Annotated in this window: 20 protein-coding genes; 5 read left to right on the top strand and 15 right to left on the bottom strand. The window is 45.0% G+C overall.

Going from position 1 to position 25,317, the window contains the following annotated elements; translation table 11 throughout:
* Nucleotides 1–74 precede the first annotated feature (74 nt).
* From nusB to IQP38_RS08425, 12 genes are all read right to left on the bottom strand, one after another.
* On the bottom strand, nt 75–542 hold the full coding sequence (gene nusB, locus IQP38_RS08480) for a transcription antitermination factor NusB (RefSeq protein WP_005381571.1): 468 nt from the start codon (nt 540–542) through the stop codon (nt 75–77).
* Nucleotides 542–1,012, bottom strand: a complete 471-nt coding sequence (ribE, locus tag IQP38_RS08475; RefSeq protein WP_005381572.1) for a 6,7-dimethyl-8-ribityllumazine synthase — start codon at nt 1,010–1,012, stop codon at nt 542–544. The genes nusB and ribE overlap by 1 nt, the downstream gene beginning before the upstream one ends.
* Nucleotides 1,013–1,181: 169 nt before the next feature.
* Nucleotides 1,182–2,291 carry a bifunctional 3,4-dihydroxy-2-butanone-4-phosphate synthase/GTP cyclohydrolase II gene (gene ribBA, locus IQP38_RS08470; protein WP_005381573.1) on the bottom strand — a complete coding sequence of 370 codons (1,110 nt, stop codon included), beginning with the start codon at nt 2,289–2,291 and terminating at the stop codon, nt 1,182–1,184.
* Nucleotides 2,292–2,464: 173 nt separating this feature from the next.
* A complete protein-coding gene (locus IQP38_RS08465; RefSeq protein WP_005383626.1) occupies nt 2,465–3,118 on the bottom strand; it encodes a riboflavin synthase in 654 nt (217 codons plus the stop codon).
* Between the two features lie 8 nt (nt 3,119–3,126).
* A complete protein-coding gene (ribD, locus tag IQP38_RS08460) occupies nt 3,127–4,254 on the bottom strand; it encodes a bifunctional diaminohydroxyphosphoribosylaminopyrimidine deaminase/5-amino-6-(5-phosphoribosylamino)uracil reductase RibD (protein WP_193837498.1) in 1,128 nt (375 codons plus the stop codon).
* Between the two features lie 7 nt (nt 4,255–4,261).
* The gene (nrdR, locus tag IQP38_RS08455) at nt 4,262–4,711 is read right to left on the bottom strand and encodes a transcriptional regulator NrdR (protein ID WP_005381578.1); all 450 of its coding nucleotides are present in this window, start codon (nt 4,709–4,711) and stop codon (nt 4,262–4,264) included.
* Nucleotides 4,712–4,917: 206 nt separating this feature from the next.
* Nucleotides 4,918–6,168, bottom strand: coding sequence for a glutamate-5-semialdehyde dehydrogenase (locus IQP38_RS08450; protein WP_104978847.1), 1,251 nt, complete (start codon nt 6,166–6,168; stop codon nt 4,918–4,920).
* 17 nt (nt 6,169–6,185) lie between these two features.
* A complete protein-coding gene (proB, locus tag IQP38_RS08445) occupies nt 6,186–7,325 on the bottom strand; it encodes a glutamate 5-kinase (RefSeq protein WP_005383771.1) in 1,140 nt (379 codons plus the stop codon).
* 121 nt (nt 7,326–7,446) lie between these two features.
* A complete protein-coding gene (gene crl, locus IQP38_RS08440) occupies nt 7,447–7,836 on the bottom strand; it encodes a sigma factor-binding protein Crl (protein ID WP_005381584.1) in 390 nt (129 codons plus the stop codon).
* Between the two features lie 115 nt (nt 7,837–7,951).
* Nucleotides 7,952–9,199, bottom strand: a complete 1,248-nt coding sequence (gene frsA / locus IQP38_RS08435) for an esterase FrsA (protein WP_005381586.1) — start codon at nt 9,197–9,199, stop codon at nt 7,952–7,954.
* Between the two features lie 91 nt (nt 9,200–9,290).
* Nucleotides 9,291–9,755, bottom strand: coding sequence for an oxytetracycline resistance phosphoribosyltransferase domain-containing protein Tet(34) (gene tet(34), locus IQP38_RS08430; protein ID WP_005381590.1), 465 nt, complete (start codon nt 9,753–9,755; stop codon nt 9,291–9,293).
* 263 nt (nt 9,756–10,018) lie between these two features.
* On the bottom strand, nt 10,019–11,308 hold the full coding sequence (locus IQP38_RS08425) for an NCS2 family permease (RefSeq protein ID WP_005381592.1): 1,290 nt from the start codon (nt 11,306–11,308) through the stop codon (nt 10,019–10,021).
* Between the two features lie 1,024 nt (nt 11,309–12,332).
* Between IQP38_RS08425 and IQP38_RS08420 the strand changes: the two genes are divergently transcribed.
* Complete coding sequence (locus tag IQP38_RS08420) at nt 12,333–13,805, top strand: aminoacyl-histidine dipeptidase (RefSeq protein WP_115385776.1); 1,473 nt, start codon at nt 12,333–12,335, stop codon at nt 13,803–13,805.
* Nucleotides 13,806–13,869: 64 nt separating this feature from the next.
* On the opposite strand, the gene IQP38_RS08415 is transcribed toward IQP38_RS08420, so the two are convergent.
* Nucleotides 13,870–14,409 (bottom strand): DUF3332 domain-containing protein, encoded by a 540-nt coding sequence (locus tag IQP38_RS08415; protein ID WP_005381596.1) that lies wholly within the window; start codon nt 14,407–14,409, stop codon nt 13,870–13,872.
* Between the two features lie 330 nt (nt 14,410–14,739).
* Between IQP38_RS08415 and IQP38_RS08410 the strand changes: the two genes are divergently transcribed.
* From IQP38_RS08410 to IQP38_RS08400, 3 genes are all read left to right on the top strand, one after another.
* Complete coding sequence (locus IQP38_RS08410) at nt 14,740–15,807, top strand: succinylglutamate desuccinylase/aspartoacylase family protein (protein ID WP_054576939.1); 1,068 nt, start codon at nt 14,740–14,742, stop codon at nt 15,805–15,807.
* A 263-nt stretch (nt 15,808–16,070) separates the two neighbouring features.
* Nucleotides 16,071–18,257: a TonB-dependent receptor domain-containing protein gene (locus IQP38_RS08405; RefSeq protein ID WP_171346003.1), complete on the top strand. Its 2,187-nt coding sequence runs from the start codon at nt 16,071–16,073 to the stop codon at nt 18,255–18,257.
* Nucleotides 18,258–18,375: 118 nt separating this feature from the next.
* Complete coding sequence (locus IQP38_RS08400) at nt 18,376–18,816, top strand: hypothetical protein (protein ID WP_005381599.1); 441 nt, start codon at nt 18,376–18,378, stop codon at nt 18,814–18,816.
* A 90-nt stretch (nt 18,817–18,906) separates the two neighbouring features.
* On the opposite strand, the gene IQP38_RS08395 is transcribed toward IQP38_RS08400, so the two are convergent.
* Entirely contained in the window at nt 18,907–19,215 is a 309-nt protein-coding gene (locus IQP38_RS08395; protein WP_005381600.1) for a DUF3622 domain-containing protein, read from the bottom strand.
* 295 nt (nt 19,216–19,510) lie between these two features.
* Nucleotides 19,511–23,404: a phosphoribosylformylglycinamidine synthase gene (gene purL, locus IQP38_RS08390; RefSeq protein WP_193837497.1), complete on the bottom strand. Its 3,894-nt coding sequence runs from the start codon at nt 23,402–23,404 to the stop codon at nt 19,511–19,513.
* 299 nt (nt 23,405–23,703) lie between these two features.
* On the opposite strand from purL, the gene mltF reads away from it, so the two are divergent.
* A complete protein-coding gene (mltF, locus tag IQP38_RS08385) occupies nt 23,704–25,281 on the top strand; it encodes a membrane-bound lytic murein transglycosylase MltF (RefSeq protein WP_025998701.1) in 1,578 nt (525 codons plus the stop codon).
* The last annotated feature ends 36 nt before the right edge of the window (nt 25,282–25,317 follow it).

Below are 25,317 nucleotides of genomic sequence, written 5' to 3'. Positions count from 1 at the left end.
CACTTACTTTTTGATGTAAAAGCTTTTGATACAAAAAAGGTCAGCATGTGCTGACCTTTTCATTGAAGAAATCGTTATTTCTTACGAATGTGAGGTGCTGCTTTATCAAGTACACCATTCACAAACTTGTGGCTATCTTCTGCTGCGAAAACTTTTGCAAGTTCAATCGCTTCATTGATAACAACTTTGTAAGGAACATCTTCGCGACGAGTCATCTCGTACATAGCAAGGCGAAGAAGAGCAAGTTCCATCATATCTAAATCCTGCATAGGACGAGAGATGTATGGACGAATTTTGCTATCTAGCTCAGCGTGGCTAAGTACAACACCGCTTAATAGTTCACGGAAGTAAGCTACGTCTGTCTCTGGAGCAGCAAGCGCTGGCTCAGATGCATGAAGTTCTTCTTCATCGTATTTGTCGCCAGACAAAAACTGTTCTTCAATCTTGGCAACATTCTCTTTAGTAATTTGCCATGAGTAGATCGCCTGTAGAGCGAATTGACGTGCGTTACGACGTGCGGCTGGTTTCACACTGGCCCCCATTAGGAATCAATTTCAGATAGTACATTAATCATTTCAAGTGCGCTTAGTGCAGCCTCTGCACCTTTATTACCAGCCTTGGTTCCTGCGCGTTCAATCGCTTGATCGATCGTATCAACAGTCAAAACACCAAATGCTACTGGAATGCTGAATTCCATAGACACTTGTGCTAGACCTTTGTTCATTTCACTACAAACATAGTCAAAGTGAGGCGTTCCACCGCGAATAACAGACCCTAGAGAAACAATAGCGTCGAATTTGCCAGTTTTAGCAACACGCTGAGCTACTAGAGGTAGTTCTACGGCACCTGGACAACGCACAACCGTGATGTTGTCTTCGCTTACTTGTCCGTGACGCTTTAGTGTATCGATCGCACCAGAAAGTAGGCTTTCGTTAATAAAACTGTTGAAACGAGAAATAACGATAGCAATTTTTGCATTTGGCGCTGGGAAGCCACCCTCGATCACTTTCATAAGCTTTCCTTTAACTCTATTTATAAGTGAAATATGTTCATCAAGTGAGAATCGCCGGATTCTAGCACAAATTTGTGAGCAATATCTAATGGAAATTGGAGGCAAATCACTGGCTCCTAGCCATTGACGAGTTAAGCACGTCAAAGACTAGGAACTTATTGTTCGGTTGTTACTCGCAGACGTACTCAACAACGTTCAGACCAAAACCACCTAACGCGTGGTACTTTTTGTTGGTCGATGACAGAAGACGCATATCATGTACACCGAGATCCGCAAGAATCTGTGAACCAACGCCAACACGGCGAGACGTGCCTTGTTTTTTAGCAAGCGTTGGTGCTTCACCTTTGTCTTGCGCTTCGAACATCTTCACGCGATGAATAAGTAGATCGGTCGATTCTTCATGGCCAAGAACAACCAGTACACCGCCCTCTTCACCAATGCGTTTCATTGCCTTATCTAGTGTCCAGCTGCGTTCTGCATTACGATCGCTACGTAGTAAGTCGGTAAAAACGTCTTGAAGATGAACGCGAACCAGTGGCGCTTTTTCTTTCAAATCGCCCTTGCACATTGCGTAGTGCACTTGGTTATCAATGGTGTCTTTGTACGTGACTAACGTGAACTCGCCAAACTCTGTCGGTAACTTGCACTCTGCCACACGTTCAATCGTTGTCTCAGTGTTATTGCGGTACTCAATTAGGTCGGCAATAGTGCCCAATTTAATACCGTGCTTCTCTGCAAAGATCTCTAGATCTGGGCGACGAGCCATCGTGCCGTCGTCATTTAAGATCTCAACAATCACCGATGCTGGCTCTAAACCAGCAAGACGAGCCAAATCACAGCCAGCTTCAGTGTGACCTGCGCGAGTCAGTACACCGCCGTCTTGAGCTGCGAGAGGGAAGATGTGACCAGGCTGCACCAAATCCGCAGCTTTAGCGTTTGGCGCGACTGCTGCTTGAACGGTACGTGCGCGATCTGCGGCTGAAATACCAGTCGTTACCCCTTCTGCTGCCTCAATCGAAACAGTAAAGTTGGTGGTGTATTGCGCATTATTGTCTTGCACCATTGGTGGCAGACCTAGACTTTCGCAACGATCTTTGGTCATGGTTAAACAAATCAGGCCACGGCCATAGGTTGCCATAAAGTTGATGGCTTCCGGCGTAATATGCTCGGCAGCCATGATCAAGTCACCTTCATTCTCGCGGTCTTCATCATCCATTAGGATGACCATTTTGCCTGCGCGAATATCATCAATAATTTCTTGTGGCGTACTGATTGGCATAGTCTGTTATCCCGTTATTCTAAATTTGTTATTGCGACAGCAATGAAAAATTACGTTGCAGTGAATGCTAGTTAGGTCAATAGTTTGAGCTTTGCATTAAGCAAGTCAATGAATCTCGCGGTGTTCTGTGAGTCTGCTCTTTATCGCATGCCTCACGCAGCCACTCCCAAGACTTATGCAAAACCGTTTTGCTGTAAAAAGTCCATCGTGATACGAGACTCGGCCTTATCTTCTTGTTGTCCTTGCAGTAAACGCTCCATATAACGCGCAAGTACATCAACTTCTAAGTTGACTTTGCGCCCCACTTGAAACTGGTCAATCGTAGTTTCTTCACTCGTATGAGGAACGATCGTCAGCTTAAAAGCATTTTTACGTAAGTCGTTGACGGTTAGGCTAATACCATCAACAGTAATCGAGCCTTTCTCTGCAACGTACTTGCTAATTTCCGCAGGCATTGCAACCCAAAACTCTATCGCACGGCCAACTGAATTGCGTTCGACAATTTCACCAACCCCATCGACATGGCCAGAAACGATATGTCCACCCAATCGCGTTGTTGGCAACATGGCTTTTTCTAGATTCACCTTATCGCCTACTTGGTAATCAGCAAACCCAGTTTTCTTCAAGGTTTCTAATGACAGATCAGCACTGTAATAGTGGCTTCCGAAGTCAACTACCGTTAAGCAAACACCATTGGTCGCAATGCTATCGCCTAACTTAACGTCTGACATATCAAGCGTACCCGTTTCAACCGTGACGGTGATGTCTTCGCCCTTCGGCGTAATCGCAGCTAACTTGCCCACTGCTTCTACTATTCCTGTAAACATACTATTTCTTATCTAATTTCATTACGTTTTATGGTGGCGGTGATGCGAATGTCTACCCCAACCATACGAACGTCTGTAATGTTTAAATCTATGACGTCAGCCATAGCGCTTAACCCTAAAGCACCGATAAGCCCCCGACCATCGCTGCCCATGAGTTTTGGCGCAAGGTAAACAATGAGCTCATCTACAAGATTAGCCTTTATCATCGCACTCACTAGCGTAGCTCCAGCTTCAACCCATAAGTGATTGATATGGTGCTCATCAGAGATACGTTTTAATGTCGTTGATAAGTCAATTTGGTCAGCGCTGTCCAATAGAGGGATACAGTCTCCATCAGAGCGAACAATAACTCGTTCTCCATCGGTATGGAACAGCTTGAGCGCATCAGTTAAATGGTTCTGACGGTCTAAGATTACACGTACTGGTTGACGAAGCTCTTCTTGTAAATACTGCGCTTGAACACTATTAGGTAAGTCATCCCAGCGCACATTGAGTGATGCATTATCATCAATCACCGTTTTGCTAGTAGAAAGAATGCCACCACTCATTGCTCGATAACGCTGCACATCTTGGCGGGCCGCTGGGGAGGTGATCCATTGGCTCTGACCATTATTGAGTGCGCTTTGCCCATCCAAACTGGCTGCCATTTTTAATTGAACAAACGGCATGCCTGTGCGCATGTACTTTATAAAACCAGGGTTAAGGGCAAGGGCATCTTGCTCTAACAAGCCGATTTGTACTTCAACTCCGGCATCACGCAACATCTGGATGCCGCGACCTGCAACTTTCGGGTTTGGGTCTACCATGGCGCAAACCACACGTGCCACTTTGGCTTTAATCAGCCCTTCGGCACATGGCGGTGTACGGCCGTAATGAGAGCAAGGTTCTAGCGTCACATAAGCGGTTGCACCAACCGCTTTTTCACCCGCCATGCGCATCGCGTGCACTTCGGCATGCGGCTCACCAGCACGATGGTGATAGCCTTCACCGACAATTTCTTCATCACGAACGATGACACACCCTACATTTGGATTAGGGGCGGTGGTATAAATGCCACGTTTCGCTAACTTAATAGCTCGTGACATCATGGCGAAATCTAAATCAGAAAACGCTCTTTCAGGAGTGTGTTGAGTCATGAGCTACTCAGTCTTCTAGGCGGGCAATCTCTTCGCCAAACTCGCGAATATCTTCAAAGCTTCGGTAAACGGAAGCGAAACGAATGTAAGCCACCTTATCGAGCTCTTTGAGCTGGTCCATGACTAAATTACCAATCATTTCACTCGGAACCTCTCGCTCACCCGTCGCACGCAGTTGTGATTTGATCATACTGATCGCTAACTCTATAGAATCGGCACTCACTGGGCGTTTCTCTAAAGCGCGTTGAATACCGCCAACCATTTTATCTTCATCAAATGGTTCACGGTTGCCATTCGATTTGATCACTTTAGGCATCACTAACTCTGCGCTTTCAAACGTAGTGAAACGCTCGCTACACGCCAAGCACTGACGGCGACGTCGAACTTGATGGCCATCAGCCACTAAGCGGGAATCAATAACTTTGGTATCGTTCTCGGAACAAAAAGGACAATGCATATCACCTCCATATCTATACCAAAATAACCTCATGAGCAATCACGGATAACCACGCGTTCATGGTTATACGGACTCTATTAAAGCTATTTGGGTATAACGCTTTCAAACCGAAATAAAAGCTCATGTAGTGTAGCGGAATTGGTATGTTAGACAAAACAAAAAGGGGCGCAAAGGCCCCTTTTTCACTCAAGATCTCGTCGAATGTGTTAACTGCGTGCTAAGTAGTTCGCTTTACCAACCCACTTGTAACTAGTTAGCTCTTCTAAGCCCATCGGACCGCGTGCATGTAGCTTTTGCGTAGATACTGCGACTTCTGCGCCAAGGCCAAATTGCGCACCGTCTGTAAAGCGCGTTGAAGCATTCACATAAACCGCCGCCGAACCGACAGAATTGATGAACAGTTCTGAGTTTTCCAAACTATTGGTCATGATCGCATCTGAGTGGCTCGCGTTATGGACACGCATATGATCAATGGCATCTTTCACATCAGACACAACTTTTACACCAAGAGTGTAGCTCAACCATTCCGTATCAAAGTCACCTTCAACAGCATCGCGAATTTGTGTTGCTTGAGCCATCAGTGCTTTTGCCTTAGGCTCTGTCACGAAGGTCACTTTATCGTTCATGCGCTCTACGATCATTGGTAGGAATTGCGCTGCAATTTTTTCATGCACGAGCAGCGTATCTAATGAGTTACACGCAGATGGACGTTGAACTTTAGAGTTCTCAACCACATTCAGGGATTTCTCTAGATCAGCGGATTCGTCGACAAAGATATGGCTGATACCAAAGCCACCAATAATCACCGGAATCGTGCTGTTTTCTTTACACATTTTGTGTAGGCCAGCACCACCGCGTGGAATGATCATGTCGACGTAATCGTCCAACTTAAGCAATTGAGAAACAAGCTCACGATCTGGTTTTTCAATGTACTGCACAGAAGCGGCTGGAAGGTTCGCCTTTGCGAGCGCAGACTGAATAACCTTCACTAATTCCATATTCGAGAAAAATGTCTCTTTGCCACCACGTAAAATGCTTGCGTTGCCGGTTTTCAAGCACAACGCTGCAATATCAATGGTTACGTTTGGACGCGCTTCATAAATTACGCCTACGACACCAAGCGGCACACGACGACGAGACAGTGACATCCCATTTTCCAGTACCTTACTGTCTATTTCGCTGCCTACAGGATCGTTCAAGCTAATGACGTTGCGAACATCATTCGCAATTGCAGTCAATCGTTCTTCATTAAGCAAAAGGCGATCGAGCAGCGCATCGGTTAAACCCGCTTCACGGCCAAGTTCGATGTCTTTAGCGTTTGCCGCCAAAATAGCAGCGGAGTTTGCTTCTAGCTCATCAGCGATGATGGCTAATGCTTGGTTCTTTTGCGCAGTTGACGCTGTCGCTAATTCGAAAGCTGCATCTTTAGCAGCTTTACCCATATTCGTTAAATCCACTTTGCTTCCCTCTAATTCTATTCCTGAATGACGACCAAATCATCGCGGTGAATCACCTCAGAGCCATAATCATGCCCCAAAATAGAGATGATATCTTTACTGTGTTTGCCCGTAATTTTAGTTAGGTCATCACTTGAGTAGGCGCTGATGCCACGAGCCACCAACTTACCGTGAGCGTTTGTTACACGCGCCACTTCGCCTCGTGCGAAGTCACCACTAACTTTGATGACCCCTTTAGCAAGTAGGCTACTCCCCTTGCCGACCACAGCATTGACTGCACCATCATCAATAACGATGTCGCCCGATGCCGCAGGTCCCGCTAGAATCCAGCGTTTACGGTTCTCTAAGGCTTCAGCGCAAGGTAGGAAGCGCGTGCCCTGAGGTTCAGCACTTAGAGAGTCAAAGATAACATTCGGCGCACTACCAGCAGCAATAATAACCTCGATACCTGCGCGGCGAGCGATGTCTGCGGCTTGCAGCTTCGTTGCCATACCACCAGTACCCAATGTTGTACCGCTTCCACCTGCGATTTTACGCAGCGTGTCGTCGATGGTTTTTACTTCCTTGATAAGCTCTGCGTTCGGATCTTTACGAGGGTCAGCAGTAAACAGACCTTTTTGGTCCGTTAAAAGCAAGAGCTTATCTGCACCACATAAAATGCCTACCAAAGCGGAAAGGTTGTCGTTATCGCCAACTTTAATCTCGCTAGTCGCAACGGCATCATTTTCGTTTACGATAGGAACAATATCGTTCGCGACGAGCGCATTAATAGTGTCACGCGCGTTAAGGAATCGCTCACGATCTTCTAAATCGGCACGGGTTAGTAACATTTGGCCGATCTTGATACCATAAATACCAAACAAAGACTCCCATGTTTGAATCAAGCGGCTCTGCCCCACCGCGGCAAGTAACTGCTTACTCGCCATCTCGTTGGGCAATGCGGGGTAACCAAGATGCTCACGGCCTGCTGCAATCGCACCAGACGAAACCATTACGATTGAATGGCCTTGTTTTTTAAGCTCAGCACACTGGCGTGCTAACTCAACCATGTGTGCACGGTCGAGTGCCAGAGTGCCGCCTGTCAGCACACTTGTACCCAGTTTCACAACGACAGTTTGTGGTTGTGAAACAACTGCATTTTGTTGATTCGTTGTCATGATGTCTTCTGAAGTGAAAAACAAATAAAGAGAGGATGTTTTAACAATCAAATAGGGAATTAACAAGAGAAAAGGTGCGTTTTCGCACCTTTTTGTTTGGTATTAAATGAAAACAACCAAATTAAGCGAAATCGAAAGACTCCGTGTGATATTCGACTTCTAATTTGAAGTGTTCTTCTAAAGTATCAACCAGCTTTTGATGGAATGTGCTCTGCGTGAGATACACTTCCTCTACCACTTTTTTGGGAAGGGCTTCAGATACCCATTGCCCTTCTTTGTTGTACTTGCCAATATGATATTTAGCAGTAAAGCCTCCCTCGATGGATTCCAAATCCATCCACCAGCCCCAAAATTCACGCTTCTCAGGCGATTTTTTGTCGTCTACACATACAGATAAACAATCAAAATAATAGCGCCCTTCTTGCGATTGTGGTTCGCGCAGGTAAGGCCCTATCGCCTTCAACTTTGACATCAAGCGAAAGTGAGTCGGGCCCTGAGTCGTCTCTGACATATGAATCTCCGTTTTCATAGTTAAAAGTAAACACCCAAGAATGATTATTATTTTTAATTATCATGAGCTTATTTTTTGCTCAGATATATCACTCTTAACTAATTTAGGAGAATTGTCACCCTAATAATTCATCTTCTAGCCACTTTATGGCTAAATCGAGGGATTGCTCATATCCTTTTGTAATTGTTTTGGAACTGATTTTTTTCGCTCTACCATACTGGCTAAATAGAGCAACAAGTTGATTATCACTGTGTGGCGACACTGGATCGCCTTCAAGACTCAAAGCCAAAATAGGCACTTTGGTTTTTCGACTGCTCAGGAAGCCCTGAACCTTCAATGACCACGCCATCATCTGACCTGCCATGCTATTAATATCAACCGCATTTTTCCCCAAACGGGAAGCCAAAAGATCTAAGTACATCTTCGGCATTTTTTGTAACTTCTGAGGGGAAGTAAAAATATCATGTACGGGTGCGCCTAGAGCGACACAAGCTTTGATCTTTTCCTGCTCGACAAAAGAGAGTCTGATCATGGCATTACCACCAAAACGAAACCCAACTAACCCCACTTTGTGATGATCAACCCAAGGTAGCGAGTAAAGCTCATTCAATACCGCTTGGTGTAGGCAACTTGAATTCTCGGTCAAGGGCCAATGAGAGCTATGCCCTACCGAAGGCATATCCACGGTTAACATTGCAATATCTCGCGGTGCAAGACGATTACGGAACAAACGCCACATGTCGGTTTGTAGAGTATCCAAACCAGCGCTCACCATGACCACAGGCAACTGTTTATCCGTTCTTGGTAAATGGAGGTTCGCGATGATTTTGCGATTTTGGTAAGGCACTTCAATTTGCTTGATGGTGTACTTAGTTTTTTCTGCGCCGTCAGAATACGCTTTGTTTGCCAGTACTTGAGCCTGCGATGCCAAGTTATCATTTTTTAAATGTGGGTAGCCTGCAATACTAAAACACAAAGAAGCAGTGAAGAGTTCATCCGCTGCCTCTTCTCCTTGCATTTCATTTGCTCGCTTCTGATGATCCATACCAAGCTTGATCCACTCAAATGTCCAGTTACCACTGTGATAACCCATTACAGTGTCTAACCAATCATCATTGGTTCGCGAGTGAGAAGATGAAGCAATTTTGGACAGTACGCCTTCCATTTCGATCGGAGACAATCCTTGCCAAGCCCATTGCAAGCGACGCAAATGACGATACCAAGCACGATCACCCTGCGCTTCTCGTTCATCAAGTATTTTTTTACTGGTCGGCATGTACTGGGTAAGCGCGGAGGTTTCTTTTGCTTGCTTATGTTTCACGAACAAAGTTTCGGAAAGATTTTTACTGACGTCTTCAGACATAGGAAGAACCCTAGGCTATTAGCATGATTTAATATCATAATAAAAAAAATGCCCCTATAAAGGGGCATTTCTCAATATTCTTTAACCGCGCTTATTTTTGCTTGCGGTTTACTGGCTCAGCATACTGGATTGACATATCCCAAGGCTGCTCGATCCAAGTGTCTTGAGCAATATCTACAACGTAATCATCCAGCAGCTCTTTGCCTGATGGTTTCGCACACACAGCGATCATTTTCGCTTTTGGATACATCTCACGTAGTTTGCGCGCTGTATCACCACTGTCTACTAGGTCTTCAACGATTAGGTAACCTTCGCCATCACCTTCAGGTGCTTTTAGTACCGTCATATCGCGCTGATGATCATGGTCGTAGCTTGAAATACAGATTGTATCAACATAACGAATACCAAGTTCACGAGCCAAAATAGCGCCAGGAACCAAACCGCCGCGGCTTACCGCCCAAATTCCTTTCCATTGCTCAGCTGGCATTTGTTTTTCAGCCAGTTCACGGCAGTAAGTCTGCATTGCATCCCAAGTGATAATGAATTTTTTACTCATTGTAATAACCTAATAATTTGAAAATATGCATCCTCAAAATCTAGCGAAGTCACTCAAAAGCGGAATGCTCACTAACTTCTCCAAAATGTTTGGAGACGAGGATTTCAAGCTGCGCAAACGATTATTCTACCGAAACACACCGCTAATACCAACGGTGATATCAAAATTCTCTGCCTATTCCGCAGAAAAACCGTCTTCTGTGAACAACGTAAAAAAGAAAAAGCCAGCGTGAATAAATCCACACTGGCTTTTTGCTCGAGAAATTAACCGACGAGGTATTTAACGATGAAGATGGCTGACATCACCCATACACTCATCGACACTTCACGGCCCTTGCCGCTAAATAATTTGATCGCCGCGTATGCGATAAAGCCTAACGTGATACCTTCTGCAATCGAGAATGTTAGCGGCATCACCAAACAAGTCACAACAACTGGCGACGCTTCAGTTAAGTCACGCCAATCAATGCTTACTAGCCCAGACAGCATCAAGATCGCCACATAGAATAGCGCACCTGACGTTGCATAAGCAGGGATCATACCCGCAAGTGGTGAGAACAATAGAGCAAGTAGGAAGAGTACACCAACAACCACGGCTGTTAGACCAGTACGCCCACCCGCAGCTACACCAGAAACGCTTTCAATATAAGATGTCGTGTTAGAGGTACCAAGTAATGCACCTACTGACGTTGCTGTTGAGTCTGCAAGTAACGCTTTGTTTAAACGAGGGATGTTGCCATTCTCATCAGTTAGACCAGCTTTTTGAGAAACGCCAACGAGCGTACCTGCGGTGTCAAATAAATCGACAAATAGGAAAGCAAATACGACGGAAATCATGCCTACTTCAAACAAACCAGAGAAATCCAGTTGCATGAAAGTTGGCGCAATGCTTGGTGGCGTTGACATAATACCGCCCCACTGCACATCACCAAATAGAAGACCAAGCGCTGTAACGCCAAGAATGGCGATCATCACCGCACCTTTCACACCACGGTGAACCAGTGCAATCGTAAGAAAGAAGCCAATCGCGGCCAATACAGATGGCAATGATGTGATCTCTCCCATAGAAACTAATGTCGCTGGGTTATCAACGACGATACCTGCATTTTTTAATGCGATAAACGCTAAGAAAAGACCAATACCAGCTGAAATACCTGTTCGTAGAGAATGCGGGATCGAGTTAATAATCCACTCACGGATCTTAAATACGCTTAAAAGAATGAACAGAAGGCCAGAAACAAATACAGCCGCCAACGCAACTTGCCACGTATAACCCATTCCCAATACAACAGAGTAAGTAAAAAATGCGTTCAGGCCCATTCCTGGTGCCTGTGCGATTGGGTAATTGGCAACAAATCCCATGATAAAACAGCCGATTGCGGCAGCAAGACAAGTCGCGACAAAAATGGCGCCACGGTCCATACCGGTATCCGACAGGATCGCTGGGTTTACAAAAATAATGTAAGCCATAGTTAGGAAGGTCGTAACACCTGCAATGATCTCAGTGCGCACATTTGTGCCATTTTCACTGAGTTTAAAAAGCCTCTCGAGCATGATCGAATCCTGTAAAGGTAAAAAAGTAAACGGTTGCGTAATCGATTGGCGGGAATTATAAAGTTATCAAATAGCAAATTCTAGATAGAATCTTCACTCTAATGCGTTTTTTTTCTTTGGATATGAAACACATTCTCTAACCTATCAAAGTAGGCAAAGGAATATATTCTTACAAAACAATAGGTAACCTAGATAACACAGTTCCCTAAAAGAGAATAAAAACTGAGCAATGTACTAAACTTTCAGATGAAAAAGGCCCATTTTTAACATGGTATCTAACAGATTTGGTGGAAAAGTCGATAAAACCGAAGAATGGGGAATAGAAGAAGGCTTTGATGACAATAAGTGAGTCAGGAAGAGAAAATAGAGATAAAAAAACGCCACCCAATTTGGGTGGCGGTGAATCATGTCAGCACTATCACTGAAAAAAAATTCCAATTTATAGGGGTGAACAAACTGTTCGAGTCACATGCGTTGACTTCACTTAGTAGCCAAAGCTTGTTGGGTATACAAAGTTACCGGTGTAAACAGACTTGCTATTCCAGAACATTGTACTTGGTAAACCTTTCATAACTATCACCTTTTAAATCAATTAAACATTCGTTGATTTCTCGGTTCCTTGGAGGCGATAAAACGGACTCATCCTTTGAGCATTTCATTCTTCTCTCAGAAGCTGGTTACAAATATACCACCAAGAAATTTAATTACAAGCATTTTAGTGATTGGAATCACAAAAAATACATAAATTGACCTTTATCAAAGTTTATATGTAATTAAATTACAATTTTATGAATTAAAAAATAAAGCCACTTTCAGAATGTATGATAGAGAACACATAGTGCTTGTTATTGTATTCACAAACTGTGACAGTTCTGAGAGAAATCCTTGTGATCGCGACTACTCGTACTCCTTATCTGGTGGTATGCTAACGGCAATTTGAAGGCCAAATCGTCTAGCATTTAATGCTACCTTGACAATATTTTTACGGTATATATTTGGCAAAGCACATCAAAAGGAGTCCTCCGTGTCTGAGTTCCATTCTGAGATCAGTACCTTATCACCTGCTCCACTTTGGCAGTTTTTCGATAAGATTTGTTCTATCCCTCATCCATCGAAACATGAAGAAGCATTAGCACAGTACATTATCAACTGGGCAACAGAGCAAGGCTTTGACGTTCGCCGTGATCCAACCGGTAACGTGTTCATCAAAAAGCCCGCGACACCAGGAATGGAAAATAAGAAGGCTGTTGTACTTCAAGCACACATCGACATGGTGCCGCAGAAAAACGAAGACACTGAACACGACTTCACCAAAGATCCAATCCAACCTTACATAGATGGCGAATGGGTAACTGCGAAAGGCACAACGCTTGGTGCAGATAACGGTATTGGTATGGCTTCTTGCCTTGCTGTATTGGCATCTAAAGATATTAAGCACGGTCCACTCGAAGTTCTGCTGACGATTGATGAAGAAGCAGGCATGACTGGCGCATTTGGCCTTGAAGCTGGTTGGTTAGAGGGTGAGATTCTTCTAAATACAGACTCTGAGCAAGAAGGCGAAGTCTACATGGGTTGTGCAGGTGGCGTTGATGGCACCATGACTTTCGATATTTCTCGAGAATCAACGCCTGCAGGTTTTGTAACACGCCAACTGACGCTGAAAGGCCTAAAAGGTGGTCACTCAGGTTGTGACATTCACACAGGTCGCGGTAATGCCAACAAATTACTTGGTCGTTTCCTTGCCGGTCATGCTCAAGAGCTTGATTTACGTTTAGTCGAATTCCGTGGCGGTAGCTTACGTAATGCAATCCCTCGCGAAGCGTTTGTTACTGTCGCGCTTCCTGTCGAAAACCAAGACAAGCTTGCTGAGCTGTTCAACCACTACACTGAGCTGCTTAAAACTGAATTGGGTAAAATCGAAACAGGTATCGTAACCTTTAATGAAGCGATCACGACTGACGCGCAAGTATTTTCAATCGCCGATCAGCAACGATTCATTGCGGCACTTAACGCTTGTCCAAACGGCGTAATCCGTATGAGTGATGAGGTGGAAGGCGTTGTTGAAACTTCTCTAAACGTTGGTGTGATCAGCACAGAAGAAAATAAAGTCACCGTGCTTTGCTTGATTCGTTCTCTCATTGACTCTGGCCGTAGCCAAGTGGAAAGCATGCTGCGCTCGATTACTGAGCTAGCAGGCGCACAAATTCAGTTCTCAGGCGCTTACCCTGGCTGGAAGCCAGATGCAGATTCCGAGATCATGGCAATTTTCCGTGATATGTATGAAGGCATTTACGGTCATAAGCCGAACATCATGGTCATCCATGCTGGTCTTGAGTGTGGCCTATTTAAAGAACCATACCCACACATGGATATGGTTTCTTTCGGTCCAACAATAAAATTCCCTCACTCTCCAGATGAGAAAGTGAAGATTGATACTGTTCAGTTGTACTGGGAACAGATGGTCGCGCTTTTAGAAGCGATTCCAGAGAAAGCATAATTCAATCACGAAAAATGACAAAGGGTGCCATACGGCACCCTTTTTTTGGTTTAGTTGAACCCAACTACACACGGTTTTGCGCGTAAGCGGCTAATTCATCCATTGAGGTTTGTGCAGCAACTTCACCATCAATGTAGTAAGTAACAAACTCACCATCGCGTACACCCATGAGTGTCGCCTTTTCACCGTTACTGTAAGTAATATCCATTTGAACAGTGTTCTCATCGATTTGCTGCATTCGCCCCTGCTCAATGACACGGTTATCCGCTAATGGTGCGATTGGTGCCGTCGTTAACGACTTATCTAACTGGTGATTGACATCAATGTAAGTATCTACCTTTGTATCGAAGATATGTGGCTTACCATTTAACGGGTTCTTACCCGTCCAAAATTCTAGAGAGTTAAACACGATATAATCCGCTGCGATCGCGACACCATAAACAGGCGCTAAAAGCATATTTAGGCCACCTCGAGCGTAACGGTTGTCAACAGCTTTCAAGTTAAACCCCATGACATAACCTGTCACGGCATTACTACCTACGCAACCTGAAAGTGAAACTGCTACCGCAGTCAATGCACCAATTTTAGCAATTGCCTTTTTCATCAAAACCTCTAGTTAGAAAGTGTGAAACCTCAAATTCGGCGCGGATATTATCGGATAAAAAGTAGGGTTAAAAGTCCGTTTTTTTGTCCTCCATGAACAGTATTATTTTTAATACAGTCACATTTTTTAAGGCTATTATTGCGCTCTCTTCTCTATGGCTTGTTATGTATTAAACTGATAGAAAAGATCATATTGAAAACAAAAACTTCACACATACCAAAATTTCACGCATGACGATTAAAGTAATTTGTCGTGTCCTTAATGAGAATGATTAGTGCGATTTTGCAGCAATTGTTACATTGCTGATGACGCATTTGACAGAGATGGTTTATGGCCAGAAGTAAAAAAAGCAAAGTGTTTGAGCTCTTAGGACATCAAATACAACCAGGACAACGATTAGAGATCGAATTTGAAGCAGCGAAGCTATATACACATTCGCCTTTATCTATTCCTGTGGAAATCATCCATGGGAAACAAGAAGGACCAGTGTTAATGGTGAATGCCGCTATCCATGGTGATGAGCTTAATGGCGTAGAAATCGTTCGTCAGATCATTAACCAACTGGATCCACAAAAACTGAAAGGCACTGTCATTGCAGTACCTATCGTTAACGTTTTTGGTTTCATCCATAAATCTCGTTACTTGCCCGACCGACGAGATCTCAACCGTTGCTTTCCTGGCAGTGAAAAAGGCGCACTTGCATCTCGTATGGCACACGGGTTCTTTAACAACATTGCCAAGCGTTGTGACTACATTTTGGATCTACACACAGGGGCCATTCATCGCACGAACTTGCCACAGATCCGCGCAAACTTAAGCAACCCAGAAACTCTGCGTATTGCTCAAGCATTTGCAACGCCAGTGATTGTTGATTCAGCATTGCGTGATGGCTCTTTACGCAGTGAAGCAGAAAAATGTGATATTCCAGTGCTCACCTACGAGGCTGGCGAAGCATTGCGCTTTGATCCACTTTCGATCAGCGCTGGTGTGTTCGGGGTTCGGCGCGTAATGCAAGCCATTGGTATGTTGCGTGCGAGCAGGAAAAAGCTGCCTGAGCCTATCATAGCGAAGTCCACCAGCTGGGTTCGCGCGTCAGGTAACGGCATTTTGCGTACTGTCGTTAATCTGGGAGACAAAGTAGAACAGGGGGAAACGCTCGCTTATATTAGCTCTCCTCTTGGTCATGATGAGATAGAACTAAAAGCCCCGAAGCGTGGTTTGGTTATCGGTCAACAAACATTACCATTGGTGAACGAAGGCGATGCAATTTTCCACCTTGCCTATTTTAACCAAGGTGATAATGCTTTAGAGCAAGCAGTCGAAAGCTATATTGAAGGCCTCACTGAATTCGATGCCGAGCCGCTGACAACCGGACAGATACCGTTAGAAACTCAGTAATTCCTATCAAGTAGGCGCCTGATTAGCTCAAAAGGAGCAACAGTGTTCGCACTATCTTGTTTAAAGCCAATAAGCTCAGCGTCCATGATGCTGGGCTTTTTGTTTTATGTAAGCTAACGATACTCATCGCAGTTTCCACGAATGGATAAAAAACTTTACAATCCGTCGCAAAAACACATTTGATAATTAATCTCATTATCATTTATTAATCGCAATAATGTTCTTATAATCCGAGCTTCATAAAAACACTATAAATCATCAATATGAAACGATTAAAAAGTCATCCATTCAAAGTAAATCTCATTTCACTGGCTTTGCTCTTCCCTCTTTATTCATATGCCGAGACAGCGCCAAATGAAGAGCTTGAAGTCATAGGCGTTCGTTATGCCAAACCTATTACCATTGCTGAGCCTGCGCAAACCACCATTAATTGGTCAGAGATTGAAGAGCAACAGTACTCTAATTTTGCCTCAATGATCGATGCCGTTCCCGGTGCATCAATAGATGGTGGCGGTCGTTCTGGTGGCGAACGTATTAACATTCGTGGTTTTGATGATCCAAGCGATATCGCCGTCTTTGTCGATGGCGCTCCAATTGGCTTTCAACAATACCGCTACGGTACCTTCTTTTTTGATCCGTTCTTAATTGGCGAAGCAGAAATTATCAAGGGCGCGCACGACTATCGAGCACTCAACGGGAAGTTTGGTGGCTCCATTCGCATTAAAACCAAAAGTGTCGATGATCTCCTTTACGGCGACAGAAACTTTGGTGCTCGCATCTCAAGTGCATACAACACTAACGGTGATGAGAACGCCTACACGCTAACACTCTATGGTAAAAACGATACTGGTTTTTATTTTCTAGCGAATGGCTCGGTAAAAGATTCTGATGACATTAAAGTCGGAGGTGGTGAAACGTTGGATTACTCAGGTTATGAGCAAGAAAACATGCTCGTAAAGGTCGGTTATGAAAACAACGATCACGAGTTTGAAATTAGCCACACTCGCTACAAAGATGAAGGTCGTAAACCTTGGGCTAACCGCCGCGGAAAAATGCCTAACATCACCGAATACAATATCAAGAAATACGGCTCATTAGAAAAAGCCCAATACGCTTACACCGTCGATAACAAATACACGGACAACACCACAACCATCTCTTACCACTACATGCCGACTAACCCGTATATTGATTTCAATATCAAAATGGCACGTTCCGAAAACGATCGTCATTGGGTTCGCCCTGACGTAGCATTCGAGAAAATGTTCGTTTCTGTTGGCAGTTACGGTCATGAGTCATGGCTGAGTTACGAGCGTGACTACGTTGATGTGTTTAACCAAGCACAATTCGGAGACCACACTCTAGTCACTGGGCTTCAATATCAAAAAACCGATAGAGACTCGTTAGTATTCAACGCATCATACGACAGTAATGAAGCGAAAAACTACGGTTGGTACACCCCTTACTACGAACCATCTGGCACGCAGTCAATTTATGCCGCTTACATTGCTGATCACTATCAAGCAACAGACCGCCTAACAATCACACCTTCTCTGCGTTACGAATACATCAAGAGTGAAGGAAAAGGGAACGCAGCGCCGGATTATAATGATCCAGCTGCCGGACATGACTATGGTGAAACGACGCATAAAGGCTTTAGCCCACGTTTGGATATCGACTTTGATGCGAGCAATAATACGCGTTTAAACGCCTCCTACGCCTACGCTTTAAAAGCACCAACCGTTGATAACATCTACTCAGTGCAATATGCGCGAGCTACCGCTACGGCTACTGCTTTGAATCTGGACGTGTCTCGTATCCATGCTTATCAAGCAAGCGTTATCAACTTAACGGAAGGGCTGGTGAACTCTCGCGATAACCTCGCAACAGAGTTAACTATGTTCTATAACGATGTTAGCGACACAGTTGATATACGAACGGGCGAAAACCTCGACAAAAATACTACTGAGTTACAAAGCTGGAATACAAACCTAGATGGCTTTAAAAACTATGGCTTTGAGCTAATTTCACAATACCGGATTGAAGATTTCTACAGTAATTTCTCAGCAAGTTACATTCGCGGCAAAAACAAAGGTAGCCTATCTGACTCTACAGGTTCAGATGATGATCATCCTGATGTACCGCCATTAAACATTAATCTGGGTTTAGGTTACGAATGGATTCCTGGTTTACGTACGGGCTGGGAAGTCCGCTGGTATGATGCGCAAACCAAAACCAAGGCAAGCGGTAATAATTTAAAAGTGAAATCGCCAAGTGAGCAATACACGCTACAAAACGCTTACGTGGTTTGGGAAATACAACAAGTCGAAGGCTTGAGCGTTGGCGCGGTTGTGAAAAACTTAACCGATCGTTACTACGAAGCATACCTATCTAATGGCGTGCCTTCGCCTGGTCGCGAAGTCAAACTGCACCTCACTTATCAATACTAACCATACCTAAAAGATGCAGGGCAGACATTAACTGCCCTGTTATATCGTATCCAATGGCCATAATTGCACGCCGTTTTATTTATCAGTATTATCATTTCCTTTTGCTTGCATACACATTATGAACAATCTAAAAACACGGCTTCTTCTGATTTGCTTCTTCCCTGTAGGTAGCCTAGCGCAAGCTTCTGAGAACATTGCAGACTACTTACAAGAACAAAGCAAGCACCAAGTTTCAGAAGATTTTTACGCACAGCCAACAGCAAATAACCTGAATCTAGATGCAAAAACTAACTCTTTAACTTGGCACGAAGATGGTAAGCCGGATCACTGTCGTTACGCCAAGCAGCCCAAAGACGTCGCAACACATTTCGACTACGGTGAAGCAAACGATCTATCTGACGGCTTACAACACTTTGATTTACCGGAAAGACATTCTGCAAAGGTCAAATCGACACATCGCACTTATGCTAATAACCCTCACCTTCTTCCTGGCAATAAACAATTTGCAGCCCCTGAAGACGGCACGTTTAGCTTGTCCGTATCGTCGGATTGTTTTTAGCCGATATAAATAAAAAATGCCCTGAGACAAAACTCAGGGCATTTTCACTATTTGTTTGATGGGTAACGTCACCATCTCACCGATTTAAACTTATTCTTCGTCAGTGTCTACTTCGATTTCACGTGCTTTGCGGGCTTCTTCTTTACGAACTTTTGCCGCTAGTTGTTCTGCTTCACGCTCTTGACGTTGCGCGGCTTTACGCTCGTTACGAACCACTTGGTTTTGGATAAATCCAGCCAGTTCTTGTTCAGCCCAAGCTTGTGCTTTCTCTTCGCTGTCAAAGCCTGTTTCACGCTTTGATACTACAGTCTTACGAGATGTCACTTGGCGAGTGATTTCTGCGCTCCAGCCGTTACGTTTTTCAGTGACGCGGATAGCAAATTTTGGATTCTTAGACATTTCTTTCATTTCCTAAGGGATTTAGGGATCAATCAGGGATTCGGTCAACTTGATAACTCCATCTAAGCTGAGCTGTTTAACACCATCCCTCGGTAAGCGCGGTATTAGAGCATAAAAGTAATCTAAACGCTGCAAGTTTTTTACGCTAGATAATAGATGACAAAGAAGAGGCAGAACAAAGCAACGTTTCGCCAAGTCACTAGAAAGAGCGACGAAGAAAAAAGAGTGATAAGAAAAAAGAAAGCGCTGGTCTCTCAACCAACGCTTTACTTAAGCTAGATTAACCTTTGGTTAATTAACCGATATTCTTACGGGCATTTTGGAACATACGCATCCAAGCGCCATTTTCACCCCAACCTTCCGGAGCCCAAGAATTTGCAACTGTGCGGAATACGCGCTCTGGGTGAGGCATCATGATAGTTACGCGACCGTCTGTTGTTGTTAAACCGGTAATCGCGTTTGGCGAACCATTCGGGTTGTTCGGGTATTGTTGTGTTGGGTTACCGAGGTTATCCACGTAACGAACCGCAACCGTACCTGATGCTTCAATCGCTGCTAGGTGCTCTGCATCACGTACTTCTACACGCCCTTCACCGTGGGAAACCGCGATTGGCATGCGCGAACCAGCCATTCCGTCGAAGAATACAGAATCAGATTTCTGAACTTCAACTAGACTAAAGCGCGCTTCAAAACGCTCAGATTCGTTGCGCACAAAACGTGGCCACAAGTCTGCACCTGGGATCAGCTCTTTCAGGTTTGATAGCATCTGACAACCGTTACATACACCTAAAGAGAACGTCTCTTCACGGTTGAAGAAGGCTTGGAACTGTTCACGAGCTTGTGCGTTAAACAGGATAGACTTAGCCCAACCTTCACCCGCACCTAGTACGTCGCCGTAAGAGAAGCCACCACAAGCTACTAGGCCATGGTATTCATCCAGTACCGCTTGGCCCGTTAGGATATCGCTCATATGGATGTCGGTTGCTTCAAAACCAGCTCTGTCAAACGCTGCTGCCATTTCGACGTGGGAGTTAACGCCCTGCTCACGTAGAATTGCCATCTTAGGTTTAGCACCTTTCGCAATGTACGGTGCTGCAACGTCTTCATTTACGTCGAAGCTGAGCTTAACGTTTAGACCAGGGTCAGAGTTGTCTTTCTTAGCTTCGTGCTCTTGGTCTGCACACGCTGGGTTATCACGTAGACCTTGCATCTTATGCGTTGTTTCAGCCCAGATAACGCGTAGTTCGGTACGTGAACGTTCAAGTACAACTGCATCACCAGAAGTGATAACAAAGTCGTCTGAAGCTTCAACAGAACCAATCACATGTGAGCATGCCTCTAAGCCGTTTGCCGCCAGAGTAGATAGAACTGAATCTAGATCATCATTCTTAACTTGAACAACCGCACCTAGCTCTTCGTTAAATAGAACGGCTAGCGCATCATCACCCAGCTCTGCGATGTTCGCTTTTACGCCACAGTGGCCCGCGAATGCCATCTCAGCCAGTGTAACAAAAAGACCGCCGTCGCCTTTATCGTGGTAAGCCACTAGCTTGTCATCACGTACTAACGCTTGCATTGCATCAAAGAAGCCTTTTAGCTGCTCTGCATTATCTACGTCAGCAGGTTTGTCACCCAGCTGTTTGTATACTTGTGCCAATGCTGTCGCACCTAAGCGGTTTTTGCCGTTACCCAAGTCAACAAGAACTAGAGAAGTCTTTCCGTTGTCAGTGCGTAGTTGTGGAGTCACGGTCTTACGTACGTCTTCCACACGACCAAATGCCGTGATAACTAACGACAGTGGAGAAGTGACTTCTTTGCTCTCGCCGTTTTCTTCCCACTTGGTTTTCATCGACATGGAGTCTTTACCTACTGGGATAGTCAAACCTAACGCAGGACACAATTCTTCACCAACTGCTTTCACTGCTTCGTAAAGACCCGCATCTTCACCTGGGTGACCCGCTGGAGACATCCAGTTCGCAGACAGTTTAATGTGTTTAATATCACCGATGTCTGTTGCCGCAATGTTCGTTAGTGACTCACCAACGGCTAGGCGAGCCGATGCTCCAAAGTCTAGTAATGCCACTGGCGTGCGCTCACCCATCGACATTGCTTCGCCATGGTAAGTGTCGTAGCTTGCCGCTGTTACTGCGCAGTTTGCTACTGGTACCTGCCAAGGACCAACCATTTGATCACGAGCAACCAGACCCGTTACTGTTCGGTCACCGATAGTAATTAGGAATGTTTTTTCTGCAACAGCAGGAAGACGAAGTACGCGATCCACCGCTTCATTAAGCTCAATACCATCACGAACAATGGCAGGGCTTTCCACTTTTAGTGTGGTTGCGTCGCGGTGCATCTTCGGTGGCTTACCAAGCAGGATATCCATTGGCATATCGATTGGCGTATTGTCGAAGTGAGAATCTTCTAGCGTTAGATGACGCTCTTCTGTCGCCACACCCACCACTGCATACGGTGCGCGTTCACGCTTACAGATGGCGTCGAATGCTTCCATGTTTTCTGGCGCTACCGCTAGAACGTAACGTTCCTGTGATTCGTTACACCAGATTTCCAGTGGGCTCATGCCCGGCTCATCGTTTGGTACATCGCGTAATTGGAACTTACCGCCACGCTCACCGTCGTCGACAAGTTCAGGCAATGCGTTAGAGATACCGCCTGCACCCACATCATGGATAAATGCGATTGGGTTGTCGTCGCCTAACTGCCAACAACGGTCGATCACTTCCTGACAGCGACGTTCCATCTCTGGGTTTTCACGCTGTACTGAAGCGAAGTCCAGATCTTCTGCTGACTGACCAGATGCCATGGAAGATGCCGCACCACCACCAAGACCGATGTTCATTGCCGGACCACCAAGTACGATTAGGCTCGCACCCACTGGAATCTCTTTCTTCTGTACGTGTTCATCGCGGATGTTACCCATACCACCAGCAATCATGATTGGTTTGTGGTAACCACGAATTTCTTCACCCGCATGAGAAGTGACTTTTTCTTCGTAAGTACGGAAGTAACCCAATAGATTTGGACGACCAAATTCGTTGTTGAATGCCGCGCCGCCAAGAGGGCCTTCAAGCATGATGTCTAACGCATTCACAATACGACCCGGCTTGCCGAAGTCGGTTTCCCATGGCTGTTCAAAACCAGGAATACGTAAGTTAGAGGTTGTAAAACCAACCAGACCCGCTTTTGGCTTACCGCCGATACCCGTCGCGCCTTCGTCACGGATTTCACCGCCTGAGCCAGTCGATGCGCCCGGCCATGGAGAGATTGCCGTTGGGTGGTTGTGCGTTTCTACCTTCATCAAGATGTGCGTATCTTCATGGTGGTACGTGTATTGACGAGATTTAGGGTCAGGGAAGAAACGCCCCGCTTTAGAACCTGTCATAACGGCTGCGTTGTCTTTGTATGCAGACAGCACATAGTCAGGTGTCGTTTCAAAAGTGTTTTTGATCATTTTGAACAAAGACTTAGGTTGATCTACCCCGTCGATAGTCCAATCTGCGTTAAAAATTTTGTGGCGACAATGCTCTGAGTTCGCCTGAGCAAACATCATCAATTCAATGTCGTTTGGGTTACGCCCAAGCTTAGTAAAGTTCTCTACCAAGTAATCAATTTCATCTTCTGCGAGTGCCAAGCCAAGGGAAACGTTTGCCTCTTCAAGCGCAAGACGACCGCCAGCTAAGATATCAACATGTGCGACAGGCTTAGGCTCTGCAACAGTAAATAATGCTGATGCGGCTTCAAATTCTGTGAATACTGTTTCCATCATGCGGTCGTGAATTAACGCTTTAACAGCGTCAGCTTGAGCTTCTGAGAGAACAACTGAAGATTCGACATAATAAGCCGTACCACGCTCTAGACGTTTCACTTTCTCCAGACCACAGTTAACAGCGATATCGGTAGATTTAGAAGACCAAGGCGAGATAGTGCCAGGACGAGGCGTGACAAGAAGTAGAAGACCTTCAGGCTCATGCTCTTCGATGGTTGGGCCGTAAGTTAGTAACTTTTCAAGTTTTTCTAACTCTTGGTCATCAAGGTCTGACTTTAGATCGGCAAAGTGCATAAACTCGGCATAAATGCCAGTTACAGGCAGATCTTGTTCACGACAAAGTTCCAGTAGTTTATTAACACGAAACTCAGAAAGAGCTGGGGAGCCACGCAAAATTCTCATGTGCTTAGGTCTCTTATGCAATTGATTAAGGTGATATTGGAATAAATTCAGACACTTAAAATAAGCCCTGTCGAACCTATGCCGATTCCACCTCGTCATTGCGAGCGCATTATATAGTAATTGTTTTTGTGATGTAACACCAAAAGCAACCGTTTGCGTCATTTTTTTTGTCAAATTTGAATTACAACTAAAATGTCGATAAAACACACAATGTCACGTTATAAGTGTGTGATTCACTTTGCCCCATGAGCTCGCTTTGATATAAAGGCAAATAGAAATTTTCCAAGATGTACCTATCAATGCAAATAAGTCACTTCAACCGGCTCAAGCGCAGTGCTCTAATTTTAGTTTCTGTTCTTTTACTCTCTGCTTGCCAGATTGAGTCGGAGCCCAAAAGTGAATTTGAAAAAATTCAAGAACGTGGTGTGCTTCGTGTTGGCACGCTAAACAATCAGCTTTCCTACTACATAGGTCCCGATGGTCCCGCAGGGTTGGATTACGAATTGGCGCGTCAGTTTGCGGAGCAGCTCGGCGTCAAACTCGAGATTAAACCAGCCTTTCGCCAAGCTGAGCTTTTTCCTGCTCTTAAGAAAGGAGATATCGATATCATCGCTACGGGTTTAAATCAAACGTCACAAGCAGTCAAACGATTTAGACCAGGCCCTGCCTATTATTATGTAAGCCAACAAGTGGTATATAAAAAAGGGCAACTTCGACCACGTGATATCGAACAACTCATTGAATACCAAGCCTCGAAAGACGACGAGTCCGACGAAGATACAAATGCAGGCGCTCAAACATTAAAGATCGTTGAACAATCGCAATATGTTCCGACCCTAACAGCGTTAAAGAAGCAGTATCCAGAACTTCAGTTTGAAATTGTTGGTGATGCTGACACGAGAGACTTACTCAAATACGTATCGAAGGGTGAGTTACGTTTTACTGTGACTGATTCGGTGGAACTTTCCCTAGCTCAACGCCTTTACCCCGATCTTGCGCTCGCGTTCGAACTTACAGAAGATCAACCTGTGTCTTGGTTTACTCGACGTTCTGAAGACGAAAGCTTGTATGCAATGCTGATAGAGTTTTTCGGTAACATCAAACAATCAGGAGAACTGTCCACCCTCGAAGAAAAGTACATTGGTCATATTGAAGCATTTGACTACGTTGATACTCGCGCATTCATTCGAGCTCTGGATGACAAATTGCCTAAATGGGCACCTTTATTCCAAAAATACAGCGAAGAGTTCGACTGGCGATTAATTGCAGCATTGGCTTATCAAGAGTCACATTGGAAACCAACAGCAAAATCGCCAACGGGTGTTAGGGGGATGATGATGCTTACTCTGCCAACAGCGAAAAGCGTCGGGGTAACAAACCGTTTAGACCCTGAGCAATCTGTTCGTGGTGGTGTCGAGTACTTACGTCGCATTGTAGGTCGCGTGCCTGATAGCATCAACGAGCATGAAAAAATATGGTTTGCGTTAGCTTCATACAATATTGGTTACGGCCACATGATGGACGCACGACGACTCACCAAAGCACAAGGTGGCGATCCGAACGCTTGGGCCGATGTAAAAGATAGGCTGCCTTTACTGCGTCAGAAGCGCTATTACAGCCAAACTCGCTATGGGTACGCCAGAGGCGATGAAGCGCGTAATTACGTAGAAAATATTCGACGTTACTACCAATCCATCATTGGTCATGTCAGCCAACAGCCAGCGATTGATGAGAATAGCGATGACTTGCAAGTGATTCCGCCGCTCAACCCCGACATTTTGATATCGGGCGCAGTAGAGACCGTCGTAGAACAAGTCTCTGGCGCTTCTGACGTCACGGTTGAAGAAGACACCGAACAAGAAAGCATTGAAGAATAAACCCGCGGTAAACTAGAAAATGACGAGCCTATGAAG

This window comes from Vibrio sp. OPT41, from assembly GCF_015163595.1.
Taxonomy (GTDB): domain Bacteria; phylum Pseudomonadota; class Gammaproteobacteria; order Enterobacterales; family Vibrionaceae; genus Vibrio; species Vibrio alginolyticus.
The sequence above is the reverse complement of the archived record's forward strand: the minus strand, read 5'-3'. Positions and strand labels throughout refer to the sequence as shown.